The 21,701-nt window shown below is 43.2% G+C and carries 16 protein-coding genes; all 16 read right to left on the bottom strand.

What is annotated here, in order from left to right; genetic code table 11:
* Window positions 1-43: 43 nt before the first annotated feature.
* The 16 genes from trpD to scyA all read right to left on the bottom strand — a co-directional run bounded on the left by trpD (window position 44) and on the right by scyA (window position 21,546).
* Window positions 44-1,135, bottom strand: coding sequence for an anthranilate phosphoribosyltransferase (gene trpD / locus H6G26_RS20750; RefSeq protein WP_190731081.1), 1,092 nt, complete (start codon window positions 1,133-1,135; stop codon window positions 44-46).
* Between the two features lie 97 nt (window positions 1,136-1,232).
* Window positions 1,233-2,465 carry a tryptophan synthase subunit beta gene (gene trpB / locus H6G26_RS20745; protein ID WP_229559516.1) on the bottom strand — a complete coding sequence of 411 codons (1,233 nt, stop codon included), beginning with the start codon at window positions 2,463-2,465 and terminating at the stop codon, window positions 1,233-1,235.
* A 58-nt stretch (window positions 2,466-2,523) separates the two neighbouring features.
* Entirely contained in the window at window positions 2,524-3,774 is a 1,251-nt protein-coding gene (locus H6G26_RS20740; RefSeq protein ID WP_190731055.1) for a tyrosinase family protein, read from the bottom strand.
* 104 nt (window positions 3,775-3,878) lie between these two features.
* Window positions 3,879-4,712, bottom strand: a complete 834-nt coding sequence (gene trpA, locus H6G26_RS20735; RefSeq protein WP_190731054.1) for a tryptophan synthase subunit alpha — start codon at window positions 4,710-4,712, stop codon at window positions 3,879-3,881.
* Window positions 4,713-5,035: 323 nt separating this feature from the next.
* A complete protein-coding gene (trpC, locus tag H6G26_RS20730) occupies window positions 5,036-5,869 on the bottom strand; it encodes an indole-3-glycerol phosphate synthase TrpC (protein ID WP_190731053.1) in 834 nt (277 codons plus the stop codon).
* 91 nt (window positions 5,870-5,960) lie between these two features.
* Window positions 5,961-8,162, bottom strand: a complete 2,202-nt coding sequence (locus H6G26_RS20725; RefSeq protein ID WP_190731052.1) for an anthranilate synthase — start codon at window positions 8,160-8,162, stop codon at window positions 5,961-5,963.
* Between the two features lie 451 nt (window positions 8,163-8,613).
* Window positions 8,614-9,810, bottom strand: coding sequence for a 3-dehydroquinate synthase (locus tag H6G26_RS20720; protein ID WP_190731051.1), 1,197 nt, complete (start codon window positions 9,808-9,810; stop codon window positions 8,614-8,616).
* Window positions 9,804-10,451 carry a DsbA family oxidoreductase gene (locus tag H6G26_RS20715; RefSeq protein ID WP_190731050.1) on the bottom strand — a complete coding sequence of 216 codons (648 nt, stop codon included), beginning with the start codon at window positions 10,449-10,451 and terminating at the stop codon, window positions 9,804-9,806. The genes H6G26_RS20720 and H6G26_RS20715 overlap by 7 nt, the downstream gene beginning before the upstream one ends.
* 12 nt (window positions 10,452-10,463) lie before the next feature.
* A complete protein-coding gene (tyrA, locus tag H6G26_RS20710) occupies window positions 10,464-11,552 on the bottom strand; it encodes a bifunctional chorismate mutase/prephenate dehydrogenase (protein ID WP_190731049.1) in 1,089 nt (362 codons plus the stop codon).
* Between the two features lie 18 nt (window positions 11,553-11,570).
* Entirely contained in the window at window positions 11,571-12,860 is a 1,290-nt protein-coding gene (locus H6G26_RS20705; RefSeq protein ID WP_190731048.1) for a glycosyltransferase family 4 protein, read from the bottom strand.
* A gap of 235 nt (window positions 12,861-13,095) precedes the next feature.
* Entirely contained in the window at window positions 13,096-14,277 is a 1,182-nt protein-coding gene (gene scyF / locus H6G26_RS20700) for a scytonemin biosynthesis PEP-CTERM protein ScyF (RefSeq protein ID WP_190731047.1), read from the bottom strand.
* A 173-nt stretch (window positions 14,278-14,450) separates the two neighbouring features.
* The gene (locus H6G26_RS20695; RefSeq protein WP_190731046.1) at window positions 14,451-15,857 is read right to left on the bottom strand and encodes a ScyD/ScyE family protein; all 1,407 of its coding nucleotides are present in this window, start codon (window positions 15,855-15,857) and stop codon (window positions 14,451-14,453) included.
* Window positions 15,858-15,954: 97 nt separating this feature from the next.
* Entirely contained in the window at window positions 15,955-17,235 is a 1,281-nt protein-coding gene (locus H6G26_RS20690; protein ID WP_190731045.1) for a ScyD/ScyE family protein, read from the bottom strand.
* A 56-nt stretch (window positions 17,236-17,291) separates the two neighbouring features.
* Complete coding sequence (gene scyC / locus H6G26_RS20685) at window positions 17,292-18,263, bottom strand: scytonemin biosynthesis cyclase/decarboxylase ScyC (protein WP_190731044.1); 972 nt, start codon at window positions 18,261-18,263, stop codon at window positions 17,292-17,294.
* Between the two features lie 25 nt (window positions 18,264-18,288).
* Entirely contained in the window at window positions 18,289-19,350 is a 1,062-nt protein-coding gene (scyB, locus tag H6G26_RS20680) for a tryptophan dehydrogenase ScyB (RefSeq protein ID WP_190731043.1), read from the bottom strand.
* Between the two features lie 309 nt (window positions 19,351-19,659).
* Window positions 19,660-21,546, bottom strand: a complete 1,887-nt coding sequence (gene scyA / locus H6G26_RS20675; RefSeq protein WP_190731042.1) for a scytonemin biosynthesis protein ScyA — start codon at window positions 21,544-21,546, stop codon at window positions 19,660-19,662.
* Between the last annotated feature and the right edge of the window lie 155 nt (window positions 21,547-21,701).

The raw sequence follows: 21,701 nt of genomic DNA, 5'->3' as shown, positions 1-21,701 counted from the left end.
CCCTCTCCTACGAGGAGAGGGAGGCTGGGTGGGAGAGGTTCGTCTAGCGCAAAAATTCAGCAAGTTGTTCTAGTTTTGTCCAAGCAGCGCCGCTTTGCAGAATTTCCTTGGCAAGAACAATACCTTTAACACAACCTGCTAAAACATCAGTTTCCCCATCAATCGCTTCACCAACTTGCAGTGCGAGGGCTGTATTTAAAGCGACTACATCTTGCTGCGCTTGAGTGCCTTTACCTTGCAAAACTGCCTTCAAAATTTCGGCATTTTCTTCGACATCTCCACCGCACAACGCCGCAGTCGGTGCAAAACTCAAACCAAGTTCTTGAGGATTGAGCGTTAGAGAACGCACTTTTTTATTTTGGAGTACAGCCAAGTCAGTGACATCTGCCAAACCAGCTTCATCTAAACGTTCGCGTCCGTGGACTGCGATCGCTTGCTGACATCCCAATTGGGATAAAGCTTGAACAATCTCCTCTAGTAAAAGCGGATCGTTCACACCAATAATTTGCCCTGTCGGCCGCATGGGATTTACTAGCGGCCCGAGCAAGTTAAAAACAGTCCGCACCTTCAAAGTTTTTCGCAAAGTTGCGATCGCTTTGAGTGCAGGATGCCAACCTGGAGCAAACAAAAAGGTGATTCCGATTTCACCCACTGCGGCTTGCACTCTCTCAGGAGTGGCGTTGAGATTTATACCCAAAGCTTCCAGCACATCAGCCGAACCAGTCTTGCTAGATGCGGAACGATTGCCATGCTTGGCAACCTTGACCCCGGCGGCGGCAGCGACAAAGGCGACAGCAGTGGAAATATTAAAAGTGGAAGCGCCATCTCCACCAGTTCCGCAGGTGTCTATTAGGGGAGTTAGGGATTGGGTACTGGGGATTGGGGATTGGGATTGTAGGACACTAGCCATTCCAGCTAATTCTTCGCTGGATACGCCTTTAGCTTGAATTGCGGCTAAAATTGCTCCTGATAGGACATCAGGAATGGCATCTGTGAGCCAACCTTGCATCAGATCCGCAGCTTGGGGAACCGTCAACGATTGCCGATTCAACAACTGTTGCAATAAAGCTGACCAGTTGTAGAACTCAGAAGTGACGGGGATGTTGTCAAGTGAAGTTTTAGTTACAGCTATCATATTTGTCATTAGTCATTGGTCATTGGTCATTAGTTATTGGATCATTAGTCATTCACGATTGGACTTTGGACAAATGACTAATGACAAGAAGAGAAAATTAAGGAATAAGGACTTTGGCGACGGTTTGCACGTCTTTGTCACCTCTGCCCGAACAATTAATGACGATGCGGGGGTTGCCTTCTAACTGAGGACAAAGGGTTTCGAGATATGCGATCGCGTGAGCAGTTTCTAAGGCTGGGATAATTCCTTCTAGTTGCGAAAGCCTTTGGAGTGCATCTAACGCTTGTTTATCGGTAACACTGTAATATTCGGCGCGACCAAGATCCTTTAAATAACTATGCTCAGGCCCAACGCCGGGATAGTCTAATCCGGCACTAATTGAATGGGCTTCGATGACTTGACCATCATCATCTTGCAGTAAATAGCTCATTGCACCGTGCAATACACCTATTTTTCCTTTTGTCAAGGTAGCAGCGTGTTTTTCTGTATCTACACCTTCACCCGCCGCTTCGACTCCGATTAAGCGCACCGAAGGTTCATGGACAAACTCATGGAATAAGCCGATCGCATTGGAACCTCCACCCACGCAAGCCAGTAGAATATCTGGTAATCCTCCCCATTTCTCCTGAGCTTGAGCGCGAGTTTCTACACCAATTATCGCGTGGAAGTCACGGACAATCATCGGGTAAGGATGAGGCCCTGCAACAGAACCCAGGATGTAATGGGTTGTTTCTACATTCGTCACCCAATCCCGAATTGCTTCAGAAGTTGCATCCTTGAGAGTTCCCGTACCTGCTTCTACTGGACGAACTTCTGCCCCCATCAACTTCATGCGGAACACGTTCAGGGCTTGGCGTTCCATATCCTGAACGCCCATGTAAATTACACATTTCAAACCAAACCTAGCACATACAGTTGCAGTCGCAACCCCGTGCTGACCTGCACCCGTCTCTGCAATCACCCGTTGCTTGCCCATGCGTTTAGCTAGCAACACCTGAGCCAAAGCATTATTAATTTTGTGAGCGCCTGTATGATTCAAATCCTCACGCTTTAAATAAATTTGTGGCCCTGTGCCATCTGGTCTAGCGTAGTTTGTTGTCAAGCGTTCAGCAAAATATAATGGGCTGGGTCGTCCCACATAATCGCGCAGTAAGTTTTGCAGTTCTGCTTGAAAACTCGGCTCATTGCAATATTGATTAAATGCCGCTTCTAACTCAGTTAATGCAGGCATTAAGGTTTCGGGGACGTACTTACCGCCGAATTTTCCAAACCTGCCTAAAAGGTCAGGTAGCACAGGCGTAGTTGAAATTATAGTGTTGATGTCTTGGATGCTTACCACAGTTGAAAATCCTTTATGCTCAAGTATTTTTTACTCTCGTTCTAACTTTTTAGAACTTATGCCACTGATAAAATCTTCTTTGCGTTTGATTGTCACGGGTTTCGTAGGTATAACCCAGTTTCCTGTGATTCAAAACGTCTATAGGGCGCACCAAATCGTCAGAGTCAAAATTTGGTAATAAGGATAGTAAATTTCCAAACGCCGTAGCTTTGGGGGTAGACATACCGCCGTCCCAAGGCCACATTAGGTCTTTAAGATTGTGTCCATAAGGCTGACCATCAGCAGGATAAAAATCGCTACCTTGATGACCTTTCTCTTGCCATTCAGCCCAGAGGCGGTCTGCGTTTGCATGATTCAACCAAAATACTGGGTCGTATGGCGAACTTGGTATATTGCTCATGGTACCCAGACCCTTAAACTTTACAGGTCTTGTGCTTGCGTCTATCTGCACCCCACCTACGAAACCATGAATATAGTTGTGTAGAAATCCTCCTGGGGTGACTTTACCCTGCTCATCTACAGAGATAAATCCTTCCAAAGCGGGGCGAAATAGAGAGTAGTCATTAAGACGAAGGGCACGCTCAACATCTTTTTTGGGCACAGGGTAATCACTGGCAGGAGGTGCTTGTAGAAAGCGAACAAGTGATGTACCTAATGATGTTCCGGTATCTTGGTCGATGTTTAATACTGGATTCATAACCCAGCCATTTGCAGCAGCAAAAGCCCCAGATTTTACAGGCCCGCCTGTAAATTTTCCCTGATTTGGAATTTTGATGGTTACTCCTTGACCGTTAGAACCAAGAAAGTCATCATTAAAAATCACATCAAGTGCTTTGGCATCTGTCCAATCCCAGTATGGGAGAGTAACAGTTGGGTCTACTGCTTGCAGAGCTTGTTCAAATCTGCGGATATATTCTCGATGCCAAGGGAAAAATGCGGCATTTTCATGAGCAAGTTCCTCAACGGAAGCATTGGAATGCCCTTTATGATTATGAATTAACCGTGTTGCCCCTATATGTATGGCAACGAATTGGTCGTAAATACTGAGCTTGCTACCTGCGGGAATTGTAGTTTTTAAGGTTTTAATAGCCTTGACGAAGGCTGTTTTTTCTGCTGATGTCAGGTCAGTTACGTTCTTTCTTACAGCTAAGTGAGCGTATTGTCCTGGAAGATTTTCATACTTATAGTTCTTGTCTTGTCCGTAGTTAATGCGATCGTGGGCGAAGACTGTAATAGCACAGGTGCTAACTATAAGTAAGCTATAAATTAATATTTTGAAAGATTTCAGCAGGAGTTTCATTGTCTTAATCAAAGCAGGGGGCTGGGGGCAGGAGGCTGGGGGCAGAAAGAGAAATAATTGATACTAATATCCCTATTTCCTATCCCCTAAGTCTGCGGGTGAATTTATCTCACCTCTTGAAGAGATGGACTTTCGCGCCGACTTTCTGTAATAGCTGTTTTCAGTTCTTGACAAAGCTTTTCTACAGCTTGTAGTCCTTCGGTTGGGCTACCTTCAGCTAACTTTTTAACGAAGGCACTACCAACAATCACCGCATCTGCACCCCATTCTTTTACTTGATGTGCTTGTTCTGGCCCTGAGATGCCAAAACCAACGCCGATGGGTTTATCGGTAACGCTTCGCAAATCTGTTAATAAATACTTTACGCGGTCTTGGATTTGAGCGCGGATACCTGTAACACCTGTAACGCTCACTAGGTAGATAAAACCCTGAGATTGATGAGCGATCGCTTCAATTCTATCTTTAGAACTGGTAGGCGCTACAAGTAAAATTACCTCAATTCCGAAAGATGCAGCAGTTTGGATTAATTCTTCTGCTTCTTCTAAGGGTAAGTCTGGCACTACCAGGCCTCGCACGCCAGCAGCGGCAATTTTTCCTAAAAATGGCTTAATACCTCGGTGTAAAATGGGATTGTAATAAGTAAATAGAATTATCGGTGCTTTTAGGTTAGGACTCACCACCTGTAACATCTCTAGCACTTGCTCTAATTTAGTGCCTTTTTGCAAAGCGCGGGTTGCTGCTGCTTGAATCACAGGCCCATCTGCTAGAGGGTCGGAGTAGGGAACACCCAACTCGATGAAGTCTGCACCATTGCAATCTAAGATGCGTAAAGCCTTGGCAGTGGTTTCTAAGTCAGGATCGCCTGCTGTGATAAAGGGGATTAAAGCACACTGTTGGCGATCGCGTAAAGTTTGAAAGGAAGCTGAGATAGAAGTCATTCTAAAAAATGGTTAATGGTTAGTTAATAGTTCTGGAATAATCAACACTTAGCAATTAGCGATGCCCACGCTAGATTTTTTGTCGTCGAGTCTTTTATCTTCGTTAACGAGTTTTTGATACTCGTGAATGAGTCTTTTATCTTCGTTAACGAGTCTTTGATACTCGTGAATGAGTTTTTTAGCTCCGTTAGGGAATAAAGAAAGGGTTAAGGGGAAAGGAAAAAAGGAATTTTGCTCCTTAAATGTCCCCTTTACCCGCATTCTGCAAGAAACTTATTTTCCCAAAGATCCACCCAACCGCCTTAGAAAGGCTTGCTTTAATGTTAAGGAGAATCAAGTCTTAGCAAAGTACGTACAGCTTGCTCTACATCGCTTTGTTTAACTAAAGACTCTCCGATCAAAACCGCACGCGCACCAGCTTCAGCAACAAGAGATAAATCAGCAGGTGTATACAGTCCAGACTCGCTGACGACGGTGATATCCAAACTTTGTAATTGTTGTTGGCGCTGTGCTAAAAGCTGCTGTGTTGTGCCTATATCAAGGGTAAAATCTTCTAAATTGCGATTGTTGATTCCTACTAAACTTAGGTTGTCAAGCTTTAGCACTCGATCCAGTTCAGCCAAGGTATGGACTTCCACCAGTGCATTCATGCCTAAATCATGAATTAGTTGCAAAAAAGCCTGGAGTTCTTGATCTGATAAAATAGCGGCAATCAACAAGACTGCATCTGCACCTGCTGTCCGTGCTAAATAAATTTGATACGGGTCAATGATAAACTCTTTGCACAGTAAGGGTAATGCAACTTGCTGACGCACCCTTCGCAGATTATCAAAACTGCCCTGAAAAAACTTTTGGTCAGTCAGGACTGATAAACAAGCTGCACCACCTCGTTCATAAGCTTGAGCAACAGCTACTGGATCAAAATCTGCGCGGATAACTCCACGGCTAGGTGATGCCTTTTTTACCTCGGCAATTAAGCTAGGTTGGTTAGGATTTTCCTGCAAAGCATTCAAGAAATTTCGCACAGTAGGTGCTGCATTTAACTGTTGTCGCAAAGAAGCTAAAGGCAGTTCTTGCTGCATTTGTGCAACTTCTTTCTTTTTATGCAACACAATTTCTTCAAGAATATGGCGGGGAGGGGCAGCTTGGTTAGTCATAAAATACTTGGGGGAATGGAGGGTAGGGGAGGCAGGGGGAGATGAGGGAGCAAGAAAAAATAACTAATTGGCAATGCCCAATGCCTAATGACTAATGACCAATGACTAATGACTCTTTGGTTGTATATGCACGCACCACATTTTTAATGATTTCCAGACCGACTTCTCCCGCTAGAGTCATGATTGACTCTGGATGAAACTGAACGGCGGCGATAGGAAGTGTCTGATGTTCAATGCCCATAATTACGTCGTCATCAGAAATCGCTGTTACCTTGAGTTCTTTTGGCAAACGTTGCGGTAGGGCAAACAATGAGTGATATCTACCCACTGGAAAAGATTGTGGTAAATTTTTGAAGGTCACAGAATTAGAATCAGTGACGAAAATCCTTGAGGATTTACCATGTTGGGGATAGTTGAGGACTCCCAATTCTCCATCAAATGCTTCAACAATGCCTTGCAATCCCAGACAAACTCCGAAAATAGGAATTTTGCGATGAAGAAGGGCGCCGACTGTCTGGGGAACCCCAAAATCACTTGGTCTACCAGGGCCAGGAGATAAAACAACTAAGTCAGGGCGTTCTGTATCAAATAGAGATTCCGAGAAACCATGACGGAGTGTAGTAACACTTGCACCAGTTTGGCGAATGTAATTGGCTAGAGTATGAACAAATGAGTCTTCATAGTCTATTAGCAAGATGCGTTTACCTGCTTCTGCACAAGGTAGGATTTTAGTTAATTTGATGGAATCAGATTCATCAATTTTCTGAGTGGTTTGCTTTACACGGCGAATCGTCTCAAATAAGGCAGCAGCTTTGGTAATTGTTTCTTGTTCTTCTGCTTGGGGTATGGAGTCATAAAGGACAGTAGCGCCAACTCGCACTTCGGCGATGCAGTCTTTTAATCGGATTGTCCGCAGAATTAATCCAGTATTTAAATTCCCATTGAAATTTAAATAGCCAACTGCTCCACCATACCAACGTCGGGCGCTACGTTCATGCTGTTCAATAAAATCTATTGCGGCTCTTTTGGGTGCGCCGGTGACTGTAACCGCCCAAGTATGTGAAAGAAAGGCATCTAAGGCATCAAACTGCGATCGCAGCGTCCCCTCTACATGATCCACTGTATGTATCAGGTGGCTGTATAATTCGATTTGACGACGACCTATCACTTGTACTGAACCAGGTTCGCAGATTCGGGATTTGTCATTGCGATCGACATCAGTACACATGGTCAACTCAGCTTCATCTTTGTGAGAGTTGAGTAACTGACGAATTTGCACCGCATCGTCAAGAGCATCTTGTCCCCGGCTAATAGTGCCACTAATTGGACAAGTTTCTACCCGCCTACCTTCAACCCGCACAAACATTTCTGGAGATGCGCCAATCAGATATTCTCCACCTAGATTAAAAATAAACCCATAAGGGCTAGGATTTATTTCTTTTAAAGTATTAAATAGTTTGCTGGGTTCATCTTCATAGCCTTCAAAAAAGTTTTGACTAGGAACTACTTCAAATAAATCGCCTCGGCGGAAATAATCGAGTGCACCCTCAACTTTTTTAGCATACTCGCCTACTTTATGGTCAGCAGTTTGATTTGGCTGAAGATGTTTTCCGCGATAGTCTACAGACTCACCTGTTCGAGGAAGATCATTAGTGCTGCCATGCACTGTTTCAAATTCATATTGTAGACGGAATGCACGTTGTTGATAGTAGTCAACAACTATCAAGTCATCAGGCAGATAAAGTACTAAATCACGTTGATCTGTAGGACGTTCTAGACGTTGGGTAATTGGTTCAAACTGAAAAACTAAGTCATAACCAAAAGCACCATACAATCCTAAATGCTCGTCTTCTTGACTAGAAAAAGCGGATAAAATTTCACGGACAACTGTAAATGCTGAAGGTTGTTTACTGCGCTCTTCTTCAGTAAATAATTTTTTCGCAGCTTTAACAAAGCCGATGATATGATTATTATCTAGGGTAACTTTCTCGAGTTGTTCTGACTGAGATACTTGCTCTAAAAGGAATGGCAAAAGTACCCGACCACGCTCATTTAACGCTATCAAAGTAAAAGCATTTCCCTGTGTAGTCAATTCCAATGGTGGATTGACAAATCCGAGCGCCCATCTTTTGTATCTACCTGGATATTCGTAGCTGCTCCTTAGCAAGCCTCCACGCTGAGAATTTAAGCGGAACAGAATATCTTCAAGGGCAGTGTCCATCTTAACTTCTGTGATGGAGCGAGAAACAATCACACCGCCAAAGGTTTTGTAGGAACGCGAATCAAAAATCATGGGGAATTTCTCTGGAAGAGTTATTAGTCAAGAGCCATTAATCATTATTGATAACTATCTTAAAATTCAAAACAAATCCAGATAATCCGATGTCAATTTAATTCAAATTATCCAGACCTGTATATTCTTTTTAAAAGATGTAATGAAAAACTTTTTGCTTGTTATTTAAGATTACTAGATATTAAGCAGATAAGACATTGAATAATTTTTCGATTAGGTGTCAATTTATTCGCTTTTTATACTGCTCTTCTAGTACATTTCCTGATAGTACTGTTTAAAGTTATTTGCTTCCCTCAAAGGTAGTAGATTATTTCACAAGTTAATAGCAAATCTCTGCATTACTACCTTAGAGGAAGGCGTACCCCTACGGGGAAGCAAGCTACGCGTAGCGTCTCGTAGAGAAGCGCCTATGCATTTAAAATTCACCCCTCACTTGCCACCAAAAAGAATCCTAAAACTCGCGCAACAGCGATATTGCTTGTCTGTACAATAACAAATCCACCTTGTGAACTTCAATTGCTCTTCCAATGCGTTGTAACAATGTTAAAGTCAATTCTCCGCCCAAGTGTTCGCGGAACTCGGTTAAACCCCGGAATAGACAATGAGGATGTTCCATTTGTGATAGCTTCTCAACCAGTTCTGGCACATATAAAGTGAAACCCAACGCTGATAAAGTACTTAATATCCGTTGCCATTCTGAACAATCCAGCAATCCTACTAAATAGGAATAGGTGCTATCCAAAGCGATACCGATCGCAACTGCTTCGCCATGACGTAAGCGATAATTTGTCAAATGCTCTAATTTATGAGCCGCCCAATGTCCAAAATCCAAAGGACGAGACGAACCCATTTCAAAAGGATCGCCGCTATTGGCAATATGTTCTAGGTGCAATTGGGCGCAACGATAAATCACTTGTTGCATGGTATCCATGTCTCGCCGCACCAGGGCTGTGGTGTGAGAGTGGATATACTCAAAAAAGTTAGCATCTTTAATCAGCGCCACTTTCACGGCTTCTGCAATTCCAGAACGCCAATCGCGATCGTCTAAGCTTGTTAAAAAGGCAGAATCATTTACAACTGCATAAGGTGGTGCAAATGTGCCGAGAAAGTTCTTTTTACCAAAGGCGTTGATGCCGTTTTTTACGCCAACTCCAGAATCATTTTGTGCTAACACCGTAGTTGGAATCCGAATTAGACGAATTCCTCGGTGAGCAGTTGCAGCAGCATATCCAACCAAATCCAATACAGCCCCGCCGCCGATCGCTAACACATAAGAATGGCGGCATAATCCGGCTGCTTCAATCAATTGCTGGATTTGCTCTACTAAAGTGCCATCATTTTTAGCAGCTTCTCCTCCTGAAATGATCATTGGTTCGGCTGCGATCGCTACTATCTCTGCATAAAATTTGGTATACGCTACTAATTGCTTAACCAATTCAGGTTGATGCTGCAATACTCCTGCGTCTACTATTGCTACAACTTTCTTCGGCTTTGTCTCCCCATCTGCTGTAATCACTTGGGCTAAGGTGGGATTTTTCAACTCAAATAAATTTTGGGTGAAGTAAACCTCATAGTTGAAAGTAACCGAAACACGTTGATGAATTGGTTGCAGACTGAATCTACTTTTTTGCTTAATGTCAACTACCATGTTTTTGCTGATATATCTACAAGTGTGGCACGATTGAAAGCTTCAAGGAACATTTTTACCGAGTGAGAGCCATTGATCTTGACTTTATTATTGATGATGAAAAATGGCACGCTGTTAATACCGTTGGGACGAGCAAATATTGATTCCGCTACAAAACCTTTAACCGCAGCATCATCGCTCAATTGTAGCCGTAATTCCCTAGCATCTATTTGATAAGCTCTACCTATGGCAATAAGAACTTCAATATCTCCAATGTTCAAACCGTCTTCAAAGTAAGCTTTATAAATGGCTTCTACAACATCGTTTTTTACCTTTGCTGGTGCGAGGGTAATCAGTCGGTGCGAAAGCTTAGTATTTACAGCCAAACGGATTTTGTCAAAATCTAGTTTGACTCCAGCCGCCTCACCTGCACGTCGCGTACTATCAAACAGATATTGCAATTCTTCTGGTTTGATGCCTTTTCTATTTTGCATAAAGCTGCGAAATTCGTACCCGTCAGCAGGAACGGTATTGTCAAGCATAAAAGGATGCCAGCGAATATCAACTTCTTTTTCTGGCCATTGTGCTAGTGCATCAAACAGATGCTTTTTCCCTATTCTACACCAGGGACAAACTGGATCGTGAAAGATGTCTATCAGCATAGTTGTCATTCTTCAAATGCTAATATTTCTGTGCATTTGTGGTTTAAAATCTCGTTGAATCGTTGGATTTAAAGGCTGTAGAAAAACGTTGATTTTTTCTTCAAAAAAGCTTTGAGTATTTTCAAACTCTTGAATTAATGCGTCTCTATCTTTCCTAGCTACCAGTTTCGCCAATCGGCTGTAAGTATTAGCTAAAAAGTTAATTGCGTTACACCTTTCCTCAGTAGCTAGCATAATATCAACACATAAATTAGGATTTTGAGAAAACAAACGTTTAACAATATCAATTTCTTGACGGTAGTTAGGTGTTGACATTGTTAAGCTCTGCTCTACATCCACTTTCACTTGTGCTAAGAAAACACCAAGGCTAAATCTACAGAAATGCTGCGTTGCTTGAATAACCACCATCATTTGATCGTGTTCTTCAGGCGTGCAAACAATTAATTCACTACCTTTACTTTTAAGAAAATCTAATAACCATTGAAATGATTCATCGTTTCGACCTGGACAGACTACCACTTTTTGTCCCGAAAACGATTTGATATTTGGCCCAAACATTGGATGTAAACCCATAACTGGGCCGGAATGGTGTTCGATCATCGCTTGAGTTGGCTGAGTCTTTACGCTGGTGATGTCACATAAAGCTGTAGTTGGGGCAAGGTATTTGGCTGCACGCTTGATAACATCAACCGTATATTCAATGGGAACGCTTACTACTACTAAGTCTGCCTGACTCAACAGTTTATCTGCATATTCCCAATCCTCATGTTCGAGAACGCTGACATTGTGGCCTACTAGCGAAAGCTGTTCTTTAAATAATCTTCCCATTCTGCCGCGTCCACCGATGATGGTAATTTGTCGGGGACTGACATGATTGGTTGCAGATTTAGGAATCACAGTAGCATGGCAACTATTTACTACACTTGCCCAAACAGACTCAGGAATACCAGCTTGGGCGAGGAGGGGAGCCACATCAGCGAGTTGTTCATCTAAAGAAGGTTGTTCTGATGCTGCTAATAATGATATGCGATCGCTAAGTAGGGCGATTAAGCTTTGGTCAGTTTTTTTAAGCTGATCTGAATAAGAGGATTTCAAAGGCATTTTTCCTGTCCCCAATTTTCAAATATCAACAAGTGATTCGTTGGAAGTTAATTCGGGCAAGATATCCAAAGTTGTTGCTTCTTTGGCAATCACATCAGCAAATAACTCTTCATAGCGATCTAGCGCTTGCTCAAAGGAATAATTTTCTACCGCAAACTTTCTTCCTTTGCAGCTTAATTGTGCTACTAATTCTGGCTGATTATATAAATCCAATACCGCCGCAGCTAAAGCATCTGCTGACTCTGGTTCAACGATAACGCCACCACCACTTTCTTTAATAGCTTTGGCAGCAGTACCAGCAGAAGGAACTGAACCCACAATTGGGCGGCCACTGGCTAACAGCAGTGGTATTTTAGAAGGCATATTAAAGGAAATTACATTGCTCTTTTGCACAATCAACCCGATATCTGCGGCTGCTAACATTTGTGGTAGTTTTTCTCGCGGTTGCAATGGTAGCAGCGAAACGTTATCTGCGCCACAAGCCAGACAATGTTTTTGCAACCTTTCGAGGGCCTGAGATTCACCAGCAATGACAAAGACAATTTCTTTTAGATGACGCAAGCGAACTGCTGCTTCTATTACTGTCTCCAAACCTTGCGTCAGAGCAATATTACCTGAATAAAGCACTACAAATTTATCATCAAGCTGATGGGTAGCCCTCCAGGAGTTATTCTCTTTCGGTAAAGGGCGGATAAAATTTAGATTCACCCAATTAGGAATGCAGGCAATTTTATCAGTCGGTACACCTTTATCTATTAAATTATCTACAAAGCCATCGGCAATTACACTAATGGTATGTGCAGTTCGGTAAGCAAACTTCTCTAAAGCTTCTAGAGCTTTAATCATCAACTTATTTTTAATTAGCCCAACACGTACAGCAGCTTCCGGGAGGATATCTTGCACATTCAGCACTACTGGGCAATTGTATAGCCAAGCTATTAAGGTTGCAGGTAAACAAACTAGTAGCGGCGGTACTGTTAAGAGAATTACATCAGGCCGTTCGCCCTTAAGAGCTTGTGGCAAACTCGTAAAAACAAAGCTCAACTCTAGCAGTAACCGATCTACGAGGTTAGGTTTAGACTTAATCCGCAGGTAACTACGCTGAATGGTGACACCATTTTTTTGTTCAGTAACGTATAACTTACCTCGATACCCATCGTAAATCTGGCGTTGAGGATAGTTAGGCATACCAGTGATTACCCGCACTTGGTGGCCTCGCTTCACCAGCCCTTCTGCTAGTTCAGTCATCAAAGGTGCAATACCAATTGGCTCTGGATGATAATTGTATGAATAAATAAGAATTTGCATGAGTTGTTAATGTCCTGGAAGCACCTTGATAATGATGTTGGCTTTAATTGTGTTAACCAGTTTTTATCTCCCTTATTCCGGATTTAATAACCTGAAAGTTTTTAGAAAAGTTTCGTAGGGGATGTTAAAGCGAACCGTAACGCACCAAAATTCTTGAGATGGTACGTTGTGCCCTTGGCTAATGCACCCTACGAAACTGTTAATCAAGCATGAGAACTCAACACTGTTTTTGCAATTACTTCTCTAAACTGAAGACTGGCTTTTTTTGTCCACGTTTTCGCAATGTGACGGTAGCAGCCCCAAATCCAAGCAATGCTAAACTCAGTGCTGAACTTGGCTCCGGTACTTGCTTTCTGCCTTCTACATTTAGCACTTGGACGCGACCTTGGAAGAAATCGCCCACATAAAGCTTGTCATCTTTGAGGGTTGTGCCACCCGTCCAGTTAAATCTGCCGGGAGTGAGGTCGAGGGGGTTGCCAAAAGGAGGGCCAGTGAATGCTGGAGGCGGTACAGGGTTACCTGATGCATCACGGGCATTTTCACCGAAGGAAGTCAAGAAGTTACCGTTTTTATCAAACACCTGAACGCGGCTGTTGATAGAATCAGCTACATAAATATTCTCTTCTTCGTCCACTTCGATGCCAATTGGCTGAAGAAACTGTCCAGGTTCGCTACCTGCTGAACCAAATGCCAACAGAGGGCTACCATTTGGATCGAGTACTTGAACGCGGTTGTTATACTGGTCAGCTACAAAGATATTTCCACTAACTGGGGAAATTCTTACACCTGCTACACCTTGGAATTCCCCAGGTGCAGTGCCTCTGGTACCACCAATGACACCAAGTTGCTGTCCGTCTGATGTATATTTAAGAATCCTTTCGCCGTTAAAATCACCTACGTAGAAGTTGCCATCCTTGTCAAATGTCACACCAGATGGTCCAAAGAACAATCTATCCTCTACCAGAGGGGTAAATGCTCCATTTGCAAAGGATCTAATAAAGTTACCCTGAGAATCGAATTGATTGATGCGGTTGTTGCGAACATCACCTGCATACAAATCCCCTGTTACGGGATTAAAGTCTACAGTTGTTGGCTCGTCAAACTGCCCAGGTCCTGTGCCGCCGGAGCCAATTGCTCCAATATACTGACCGCTAGGATTAAATATTTCAATTTTGTGACCGATGTCGTAGTTAGAAGTACCATCCGCCGGGTTAACACCGCGTCCGTTAGCTATGAGGGTATTCCCTTGGCTATCCACCGCTATGCCTTGGGGAACAAACAGTTCTCCTGGGCCGAAGCCAGGACTACCTATACTTCTGTCGTAAGTTAATGTTACAGCATTGGCTTGGGCTGCTGTTGCCAACACCATGAATCCAGTACCGAGAATGCTGATTGAGAAATTTTTGACTAATCCCATAAGTTTGAAGTCCTGGTTGTATGAGTGTATACTCTTTCCTAGACTAATATTCGTTCCCAGTTCTAGTTCGGGAACCCTAATATTCGGGCTGCTGCCTCCTGTTTGAAATGCAACTTTCTGTGTGAGGCAGCAGCCTATTCTCTAACTATTACCTGACACCAGGTAATGAGGAATTAGACTATCTCTGCTTTGGGTAGTAACTCTTCACCCAATTTGTTTGGGCGTTTGCGCTTGGCGATCGCACTAGTTGCGCCTACACTAGCAAGTGCTAGTAAGCCAAGTATTGAAGTAGGTTCGGGGACTTTTTCTGTAACGATACCATCCACCCGAACAACCTGCCCGTTTTCTGGGCCGACACCACGGTTGGTAATATAAATCTTGCCGTCAGGGCCAATATCTATTCCATCAGCTGAATCTAATCCTTCACCTGCTGCAACGAGTGTTGTGCGAGTGCCATCAGGAGCAACTTGGATAAGAGAACCAGGTAGATTTGTGATGTCACCGTTTAACTGGGACTCGTCACTGAACTGTAAGACCAGCAAATTGCCATTCTCATCAAAAGTTAGGTCGGTGATGTGCGTAAACCCATCTAGAAAAACCTCTGGGTTGCCATCCTCGCCGATGCGGAAGATCCGCGATTCATTTTCTGGATATGGAAAGCCTGTATATTCACCAACGTAGAAAGCTCCATCGGGGCCAATTGCGCCACCTGTTGGTACTGATTGAAGCGCTATTTTTCCTCCAGGAACTTGTTCTACTAGCCCTGGAAGTAATTCTACTAGGTCTGGAGGTAACTCTTGCCCTGGTGGTGCAGATGGCAATACTGAGGCGCTAAGGATTTTCTTAGGAATTGCGATCGCTTCAGAGTCACTGCCATCAAGTTTAATTTTGTAAGCAGCGTTTCCACCTCCATCAACGACATAAGCAGTATCGCCACCGATAGTCAGATCGTAGGGATTGGTAACTACATCTTGACCATCTGGATTGTTGGTAATTTCATACTTGCCAAAGTCGAAAATACTGTTGAGAGAGCCAGTATTCAGGTCAACTTTGTATAGTTGTGCTAAATTCGGGGCATTCAAAACTTTATCGGGTGCGGATGGCGGAAAAACTTTAAGTTGCGTTTCTGGGAGAGGGTATTTAGAACCAAGTTCAAGTGTTTCTTTATCGCGGTTTCCAGGATATCCAGCAAACCCAGTTAAAAGATAAGCATTTCCCAAAGAGTCGAATTGCAGGTCTTGAATACCAGCTCCTTGGTTGCCGGAGGGTTGTTCTGCGACAGACTGAAAGTTAGTGAGTAAACGCGTTTTGGTACCGTCTGGTGAGACTTTAACGAGTGAACCACTATTGCCTGCACAAAGAGGCTGAAATATTGCACTTGGAGATGGCTGGCAATTCCCATTTCCTCCTATACCTGGCTCTGCTACGTATAGACTTCCATCAGGGCCAAAGCTATTAGCCCTTGCATTACTGATTCCATCGACAATTGTCGTTAGTGTTGCAGCTTGTACAGATGGCGTTCCACAAATAGCAGCAAAACAAAATGTAAGAGATGTAAGAGCAAATGACTTGAGTTTCATACCTTTGGAGATTGAGAGTTAAATAAGTGGAAACTTTTATGGTTTTAAAGACAACGAATCCCAGTCTTTGAAGAACGCAGGATTGGTTTGAAACTCTTTACTTGAGGACCACGGCTCCATTTATGGGAGGTTTCGTGGCTCTCCTTTTGTGCAACCAACCAACGCCAAAGGCACTGATCGCTAATATGCCTAAAGCAGAACTTGGTTCAGGGACAGATTTGACATTTTCAATTCTGAGAACTTGTCCAAGTCCAGGGCGATCGCCTCGGTTTGTGACGTATACTGCACCATCAGCACCAATAGTCAAGGCGCTAGGTGACTCTAATCCATTCCCACTCAGAAGAGTTGTGCGTGTCCCATCGGCAGCTATTTTGATGACAGAACCATCAAAATCACCCTTCCAAGCTGACTGATTAGCGTACTGCAAAGCATACAAATTGCCCTCAGTATCAAATTCCAAGTCTGTGAGTTGGGTAAAACCATCGGCATATACTGTTGGCTTACCATCAGCACCGACTTTATAGATTTTTGCTCCACCTTCAGGGAAGGGAAAACCTGTAAATTGGCTGATGTAATAAGCGCCATCAGGGCCTTTAGTCACACTTGAGGGTACTGGTTGACTCGCAAACTGCGATTGCACCTCTTCACCTTGAGATGGCACCTGTGCCGGTTCATTAGATGGAGTTCCGGAGGGTGGAAAAACTGGATTAGTCAAGATATCTTGGGGAAACGCAACTATCGCCTGCAAATTACTACCATCAGCGTTAACACTGAGTAAGTTGTTTGCACCTGCATCAACTGCAACTAACTTATTGCCATCTATTGCAAAACCCAAGGGATTGCTACCGACATCACCACTATCGGGATTGTTGGCGAGTTCATAGTTAGCTAAATCGGCAATACTCGCCCAGGAATTGGTTTTAAAATCGGGAGCGATGATTTTACCGAGGTCAGTGTAACCTAAATTGCGATCGCGAAAGACTGGATTAGCCCCATACCCAATCAGAACATAAGGTTTACCTGTAGCATCAAATTTGATGTCACGGGGCCCGGCGGCTCCAGTACCATCTGGTAATGCTAAGGAAGGAAGTCCTGTAAGTATGCGCTCGGTCTTACCATTCTCAATTTTGGTAACTGCACCACTTGTGCCATAGCATAAAGAATCGCCTTGACCGCTTGCTGGTGGAACACAAGCCCCACTCCCCCCTATTCCCGCCTCTGTAACATAGAGATCACCATCAGGGCTAAAGCTCAAACCTCCGGCATTATATAAACCGTCGGCGATTACCGAAAAGGATGCAGCTGAGGCAGCTTTGATTCCAGAAAAACTGGCAACACAAAAAGTGAGGATAGTAATGGTAAGTTGTTTCAGTTTCATATTTTGTCCTTTGTCATTTGTCATTTGTTAGTTGACGAATGACCAATGACCAATGACTAATGACTATTAACTAGTGATTCTGGAGTTTTTGGTAGATAGCTCATTCCTCGGTCAAATGATTGGAGGTTGCCAGCTTTGGCTTCTAGTAAACGTTTGATGTTCATGCTCTCAGCGCCAAAGTCTTCAATTTGAAGTTTGCCGTGAGTAACAGTTCCATCTGTTTTCCAGAATGTGATCCGATGCAGGATAAAACCAGAAGCTTCCGGATCAGCGAAAGCATAAGCGGTTGGGATCAGTAACGCTACAGAACGCTGATAATATTCGTAATCTGGATAAAAGTGTTCTTGTTCAAGCAAGTAGTATTTGCTCAGACTATGAACCCGCACGGAAACTTTTACTTTCTGGTCATATTCATCTTTGAATTCACCTGAATCAGAAGTAATGTCACCATTTGGGCGTAGTAAATGTGCCCACTCATCTATGTTTTGTAGGTTTTGTAGGTATTCAATGCCCATTTCAATTGGGGCATCAACATAGATAGTATCTGTATCGATAAAGTGGCTTCCTTTGGCTGCTGAGGTCAGACCAGCCTTGCGTTCCAAATTACCTTTTAGAGAACGACACTCGGAAGTATGTACCGTGTGAATTCCCTGCATAATCATCTGAGTTTGTCGTTTTGGATCGACAAAGCTCAACCAATGGAAGTATACACCTTTTTCATCGGTTCCCGGCTCAATATAATCAGTGGGAAATAACAAAACAGGGTAAACCTGATAATATTTTTGATACTCTAATCCACAATGCCACTCAATTCCGTAGAAAAGCGGATTTTCTAATTTTTTAACATGATAATAGAGATTTTTGTGATAACCAGATGCAGTTCCGATCCAGGTATCTTCGTCAACTTGCTCTTTCATCCGGCTATAAAGAGTCCATTCGTCTAAGTTTTTTAAACTGCAAAGGTACTCAAAGGCGCTCTCTGGTGAAGTAGCAATGTAAGCTGATGTTGCAAATGTATTTTTTTCCACTTATCACTCCTTAAGATAATAATAATTAAGCTGCGACCGCCTGAGTCTTCTTTCGTTTACCGTTCTGAATGCGGTCTTCTGCTAATCGTTTAGCAGCATCGTTGGTAGTAATTTCCTGCTCTTTAGAAATATTAAAAATTGCTAGAAGTGTGTCATAAATGTTATGCACTTGCTTGAAAGCCTTTTCTTCGTCATAGCCAATCATTTCGTTGTAAACATTGATTAGCCCTCCAGCATTAATTACATAATCAGGGCTGTAAAGAATCCCTTTTTTGGCAAGCATTTGACTATGTAGTTGCTCATTCTCCAACTGATTGTTAGCTGCACCAGCAATAATGGAAGCTTTTAGGAAAGGAATTGTATGACTATTAAGAATTCCTCCTAGAGCGCAAGGAGCAAAGACATCTACATCAAGAGAGTAAATTTCAGTTGGTTCTACAATAGTTGCGCCAAAAAGCCGTTTTGCCTCTTCCGTTTTGGCTGGATCTACATCGCTAACAAAAAGCTTGATATCATGCTCATGTAAGTGCTGACAAAGGTTTTTACCTACATTTCCTAAACCTTGAACTGCAACTTTCATGCCATCAAGTCTTTGACTTTGCCAACGAGACTCCACAGCAGCTTTTATCCCTAGAAAAACTCCTAGTGATGTTATGGGAGCAGGTCCACCAGATTTTTCTGATACCCCAACTACATATTTAGTTTCTTGACTGATTGTCCGCACATCATCAGGAGTAATATTGACATCTTGTCCGGTAATAAAACGCCCATTCAAACTGTCAACAAAACGTCCGTAGGCTCTTAACAGCTCATCTGTTTTATTTTCAGGATTACCGATAATGACTGCTTTTCCACCACCAGCCGGGATGTTGGCACAGGCAGCTTTATATGTCATACCACGACTAAGACGAAGTGCGTCTTTTAAAGCAGCTTCTTCGTTGACATAAGGTAAAATTCTTGTAGCTCCCATAGCTGGGCCTAAAGTTGTGTCATGGATAGCAATAATCGCCTTAATTTCGGGATTTTTACCATGACAAAAAAGCACTTGTTCGTGGCCCATTTCTCTAACAGTTTCAAATAGCAGCATTTTCACCTCTCGATATTGTTTGGAATTGGTTAGAGAAAGTAATTAACATTACAAAATGTAAAGATATAGACACAAAAACCTTTTCAAACATTAAGATTGGATGAAGTTAGGAAAAGACTTAGGGTTTAAAAATCAAAAACTTTAAATTCCAGTTGATTAGGTGTAGTTTTTTGGCTACAATAAAGTTTTTGCTGCTTCTAAATTCATCCTTTGTCTTTTACTCAATAGACGAATCAAAACTGGATTGTAAAGTCCGTCTTGTTGAGATGTTTCAGTGTCTATATTGAAGGAAATTGTCAGGTTTTAGAATTAAACCATTGGAAATGAAACTTGCTTTGCTCCATTTTTAGCTGCACTTGATTTAACTCCTTGTGCTGCCAAACTTTTATTACGTGCCCCAGAAGGTGCTGGTCGATCAGCGTCAATCACTACATCAATCAGAAAGGGAACAGTTGATGCCATCGCTTGTTCTAATGCGGCTTCAATATCTGACTCTCTGACGACTACGATCGCTTCTGCTCCCATACCACGAGCAATCATGGCAAAGTTTGTTGGTGGAAGCGTTGCATCTGCGCCCTTTAATCCCAAGATTTTCATGCCTTGATGGCACATGTTGTAACGCGCATCGTTGAGGACAATCCAAATCGCAGGAATTTTGTATTTCACGGCAGTGCTGATTTCGTTATTCATCAGCATTGCGCCATCGCCTACAATCCCTACAGCTTTGCCATTGTTCGCCACTGCTGCACCCAACACTCCTGTAACGGCGTGACCCATGGCGCCGACTCCGGTGCTGACTCGGTAACGATTGGCTTCGGAAAATTGGAGTAGATGAGTTGACCAAGTAAAGGAGTTACCACACTCCGCCATGACTACGGCATCGCTATCTTCAACAATTATTTTTTGAATAGCTGCCATCAATACTTCTGGGCGCACTGGATAATCTACCTCTGGAGCAGGTTCAATTGCTTTTTGTTCTGGACGAGGTAGCGACAAAGTCGTGGAATCAGCAGCATCCGGTAATTGCTGCAACAACTCTTCCACAAAAGCTTTGATATCAGACCGAACTCCGAAAGTTTCAACGTGTGGATAGGCTACACCTGGAACTTCGGGATCAATATCTACATGCACAAAACCTTCTTTTGGAACTAGTGCCGAACTCCAGAAGGAAGTCGGTTCACCAAGGCGGGTTCCTAATACGAGTGTGCGTAGTGGAGGTTGTTGTTCCATATAAGTTAAGACGGAAGCATGACCGCCTAAACCTGTAACACCCACAAACTGGGGATGATCTTCGGGGAAGATACCTTTACCACGGGGTGAACACATGACGGCTGCTCCCGTTCTTTCAGCGAGTTCAAGGATTTCCTCTGCTGCGTCACGCGCACCGAAACCAACCCAGATGGCAAAGGGGCCAGATGATAATAACTCTACAGATTTAGCGATCGCTTCTTTTGAAGCAGTCATCGGGAACGGAGAAACATCTAGTTGAGGTAAAGCTATATTCTCAACTAGACTTGTTTGCACAGCCGTGGGAACACTCAAATGAGCGACAAATCCGCCTGGTTGCGCCATAGCCAAAGCAAGTTTGCGAAAAATCTGCGGTAGTTGAGCCGCAGATTCAATCGTGATTGCATAGTTAAATAGCGCTCCTGAGGTAAAAATTCCTCCACTTGGCAATGTGTAAGTGCTGGTTTCTTGAATTGCCCAGCGTCCACGCTGCGGTGCTGAGGTGCAAGCTGAGAGCAAAATTACTTTTGCACCTTCACCACGAGCCGCGAATAATCCGGTGAGGGCATTGGTGATCCCCGGCCCTGCTGTGGTAAAAACTACAGTGGGGCGATTATTAGCAAAGTATGCTTCGGTGGCTGCAAATGCTGCTCCTGATTCATGGCGGAAGTTCAATACATTAATAGTGCTATTGGACAGCGCACCCCAAAGGCTTGCCATCGCACCACCAGCAACACCAAAAGCGTTGCTTACTCCCAAATTTACCAACATCTGAGCGATCGCATCGGCAACTGAGAGGGCTGGAGGCGTTTCATCATTTAAAAAAGGCTCAATTTCCGCATTCTTCTGCAATTCATCAAGCTCATGCGAAGCGTCAGATACAGACTCTACATATCTGTTTGCTGGAAATTCTTTGTATGGCTCAGTGGTGACTAGAGGAGAGTGTGAACCAGTATAGTTTTGACTCATTAGTTTCACGTAATTACATAAAGTTAAACAAAAGCTCTTTAATTTACGATCACAGCGCTAAAATATTTTATACAAACAACCCTGTTGTTTTTAACGACTATGACAGAGCTTGGTCATTCGTAGAAACAGTTGATTACTGCTGATTGATGCTTGTG

The organism is Nostoc sp. FACHB-888 (assembly GCF_014696655.1).
Taxonomy (GTDB): Bacteria; Cyanobacteriota; Cyanobacteriia; order Cyanobacteriales; family Nostocaceae; genus Nostoc.
Note: the sequence above shows the minus strand (reverse complement) of the source record. Positions and strands in the feature narration are given on the sequence as shown.

Excerpts from the sequence above, each read along its gene's own strand:
- trpD (WP_190731081.1), bottom strand. The coding sequence starts at position 1,135 with ATGATAGCTGTAACTAAAACTTCACTTGACAACATCCCCGTCACTTCT.
- H6G26_RS20740 (WP_190731055.1), bottom strand. The coding sequence starts at position 3,774 with ATGAAACTCCTGCTGAAATCTTTCAAAATATTAATTTATAGCTTACTT.
- trpA (WP_190731054.1), bottom strand. The coding sequence starts at position 4,712 with ATGACTTCTATCTCAGCTTCCTTTCAAACTTTACGCGATCGCCAACAG.
- trpC (WP_190731053.1), bottom strand. The coding sequence starts at position 5,869 with ATGACTAACCAAGCTGCCCCTCCCCGCCATATTCTTGAAGAAATTGTG.
- H6G26_RS20725 (WP_190731052.1), bottom strand. The coding sequence starts at position 8,162 with ATGATTTTTGATTCGCGTTCCTACAAAACCTTTGGCGGTGTGATTGTT.
- H6G26_RS20720 (WP_190731051.1), bottom strand. The coding sequence starts at position 9,810 with ATGGTAGTTGACATTAAGCAAAAAAGTAGATTCAGTCTGCAACCAATT.
- H6G26_RS20715 (WP_190731050.1), bottom strand. The coding sequence starts at position 10,451 with ATGCTGATAGACATCTTTCACGATCCAGTTTGTCCCTGGTGTAGAATA.
- tyrA (WP_190731049.1), bottom strand. The coding sequence starts at position 11,552 with ATGCCTTTGAAATCCTCTTATTCAGATCAGCTTAAAAAAACTGACCAA.
- H6G26_RS20705 (WP_190731048.1), bottom strand. The coding sequence starts at position 12,860 with ATGCAAATTCTTATTTATTCATACAATTATCATCCAGAGCCAATTGGT.
- scyF (WP_190731047.1), bottom strand. The coding sequence starts at position 14,277 with ATGGGATTAGTCAAAAATTTCTCAATCAGCATTCTCGGTACTGGATTC.
- H6G26_RS20695 (WP_190731046.1), bottom strand. The coding sequence starts at position 15,857 with ATGAAACTCAAGTCATTTGCTCTTACATCTCTTACATTTTGTTTTGCT.
- H6G26_RS20690 (WP_190731045.1), bottom strand. The coding sequence starts at position 17,235 with ATGAAACTGAAACAACTTACCATTACTATCCTCACTTTTTGTGTTGCC.
- scyB (WP_190731043.1), bottom strand. The coding sequence starts at position 19,350 with ATGCTGCTATTTGAAACTGTTAGAGAAATGGGCCACGAACAAGTGCTT.
- scyA (WP_190731042.1), bottom strand. The coding sequence starts at position 21,546 with ATGAGTCAAAACTATACTGGTTCACACTCTCCTCTAGTCACCACTGAG.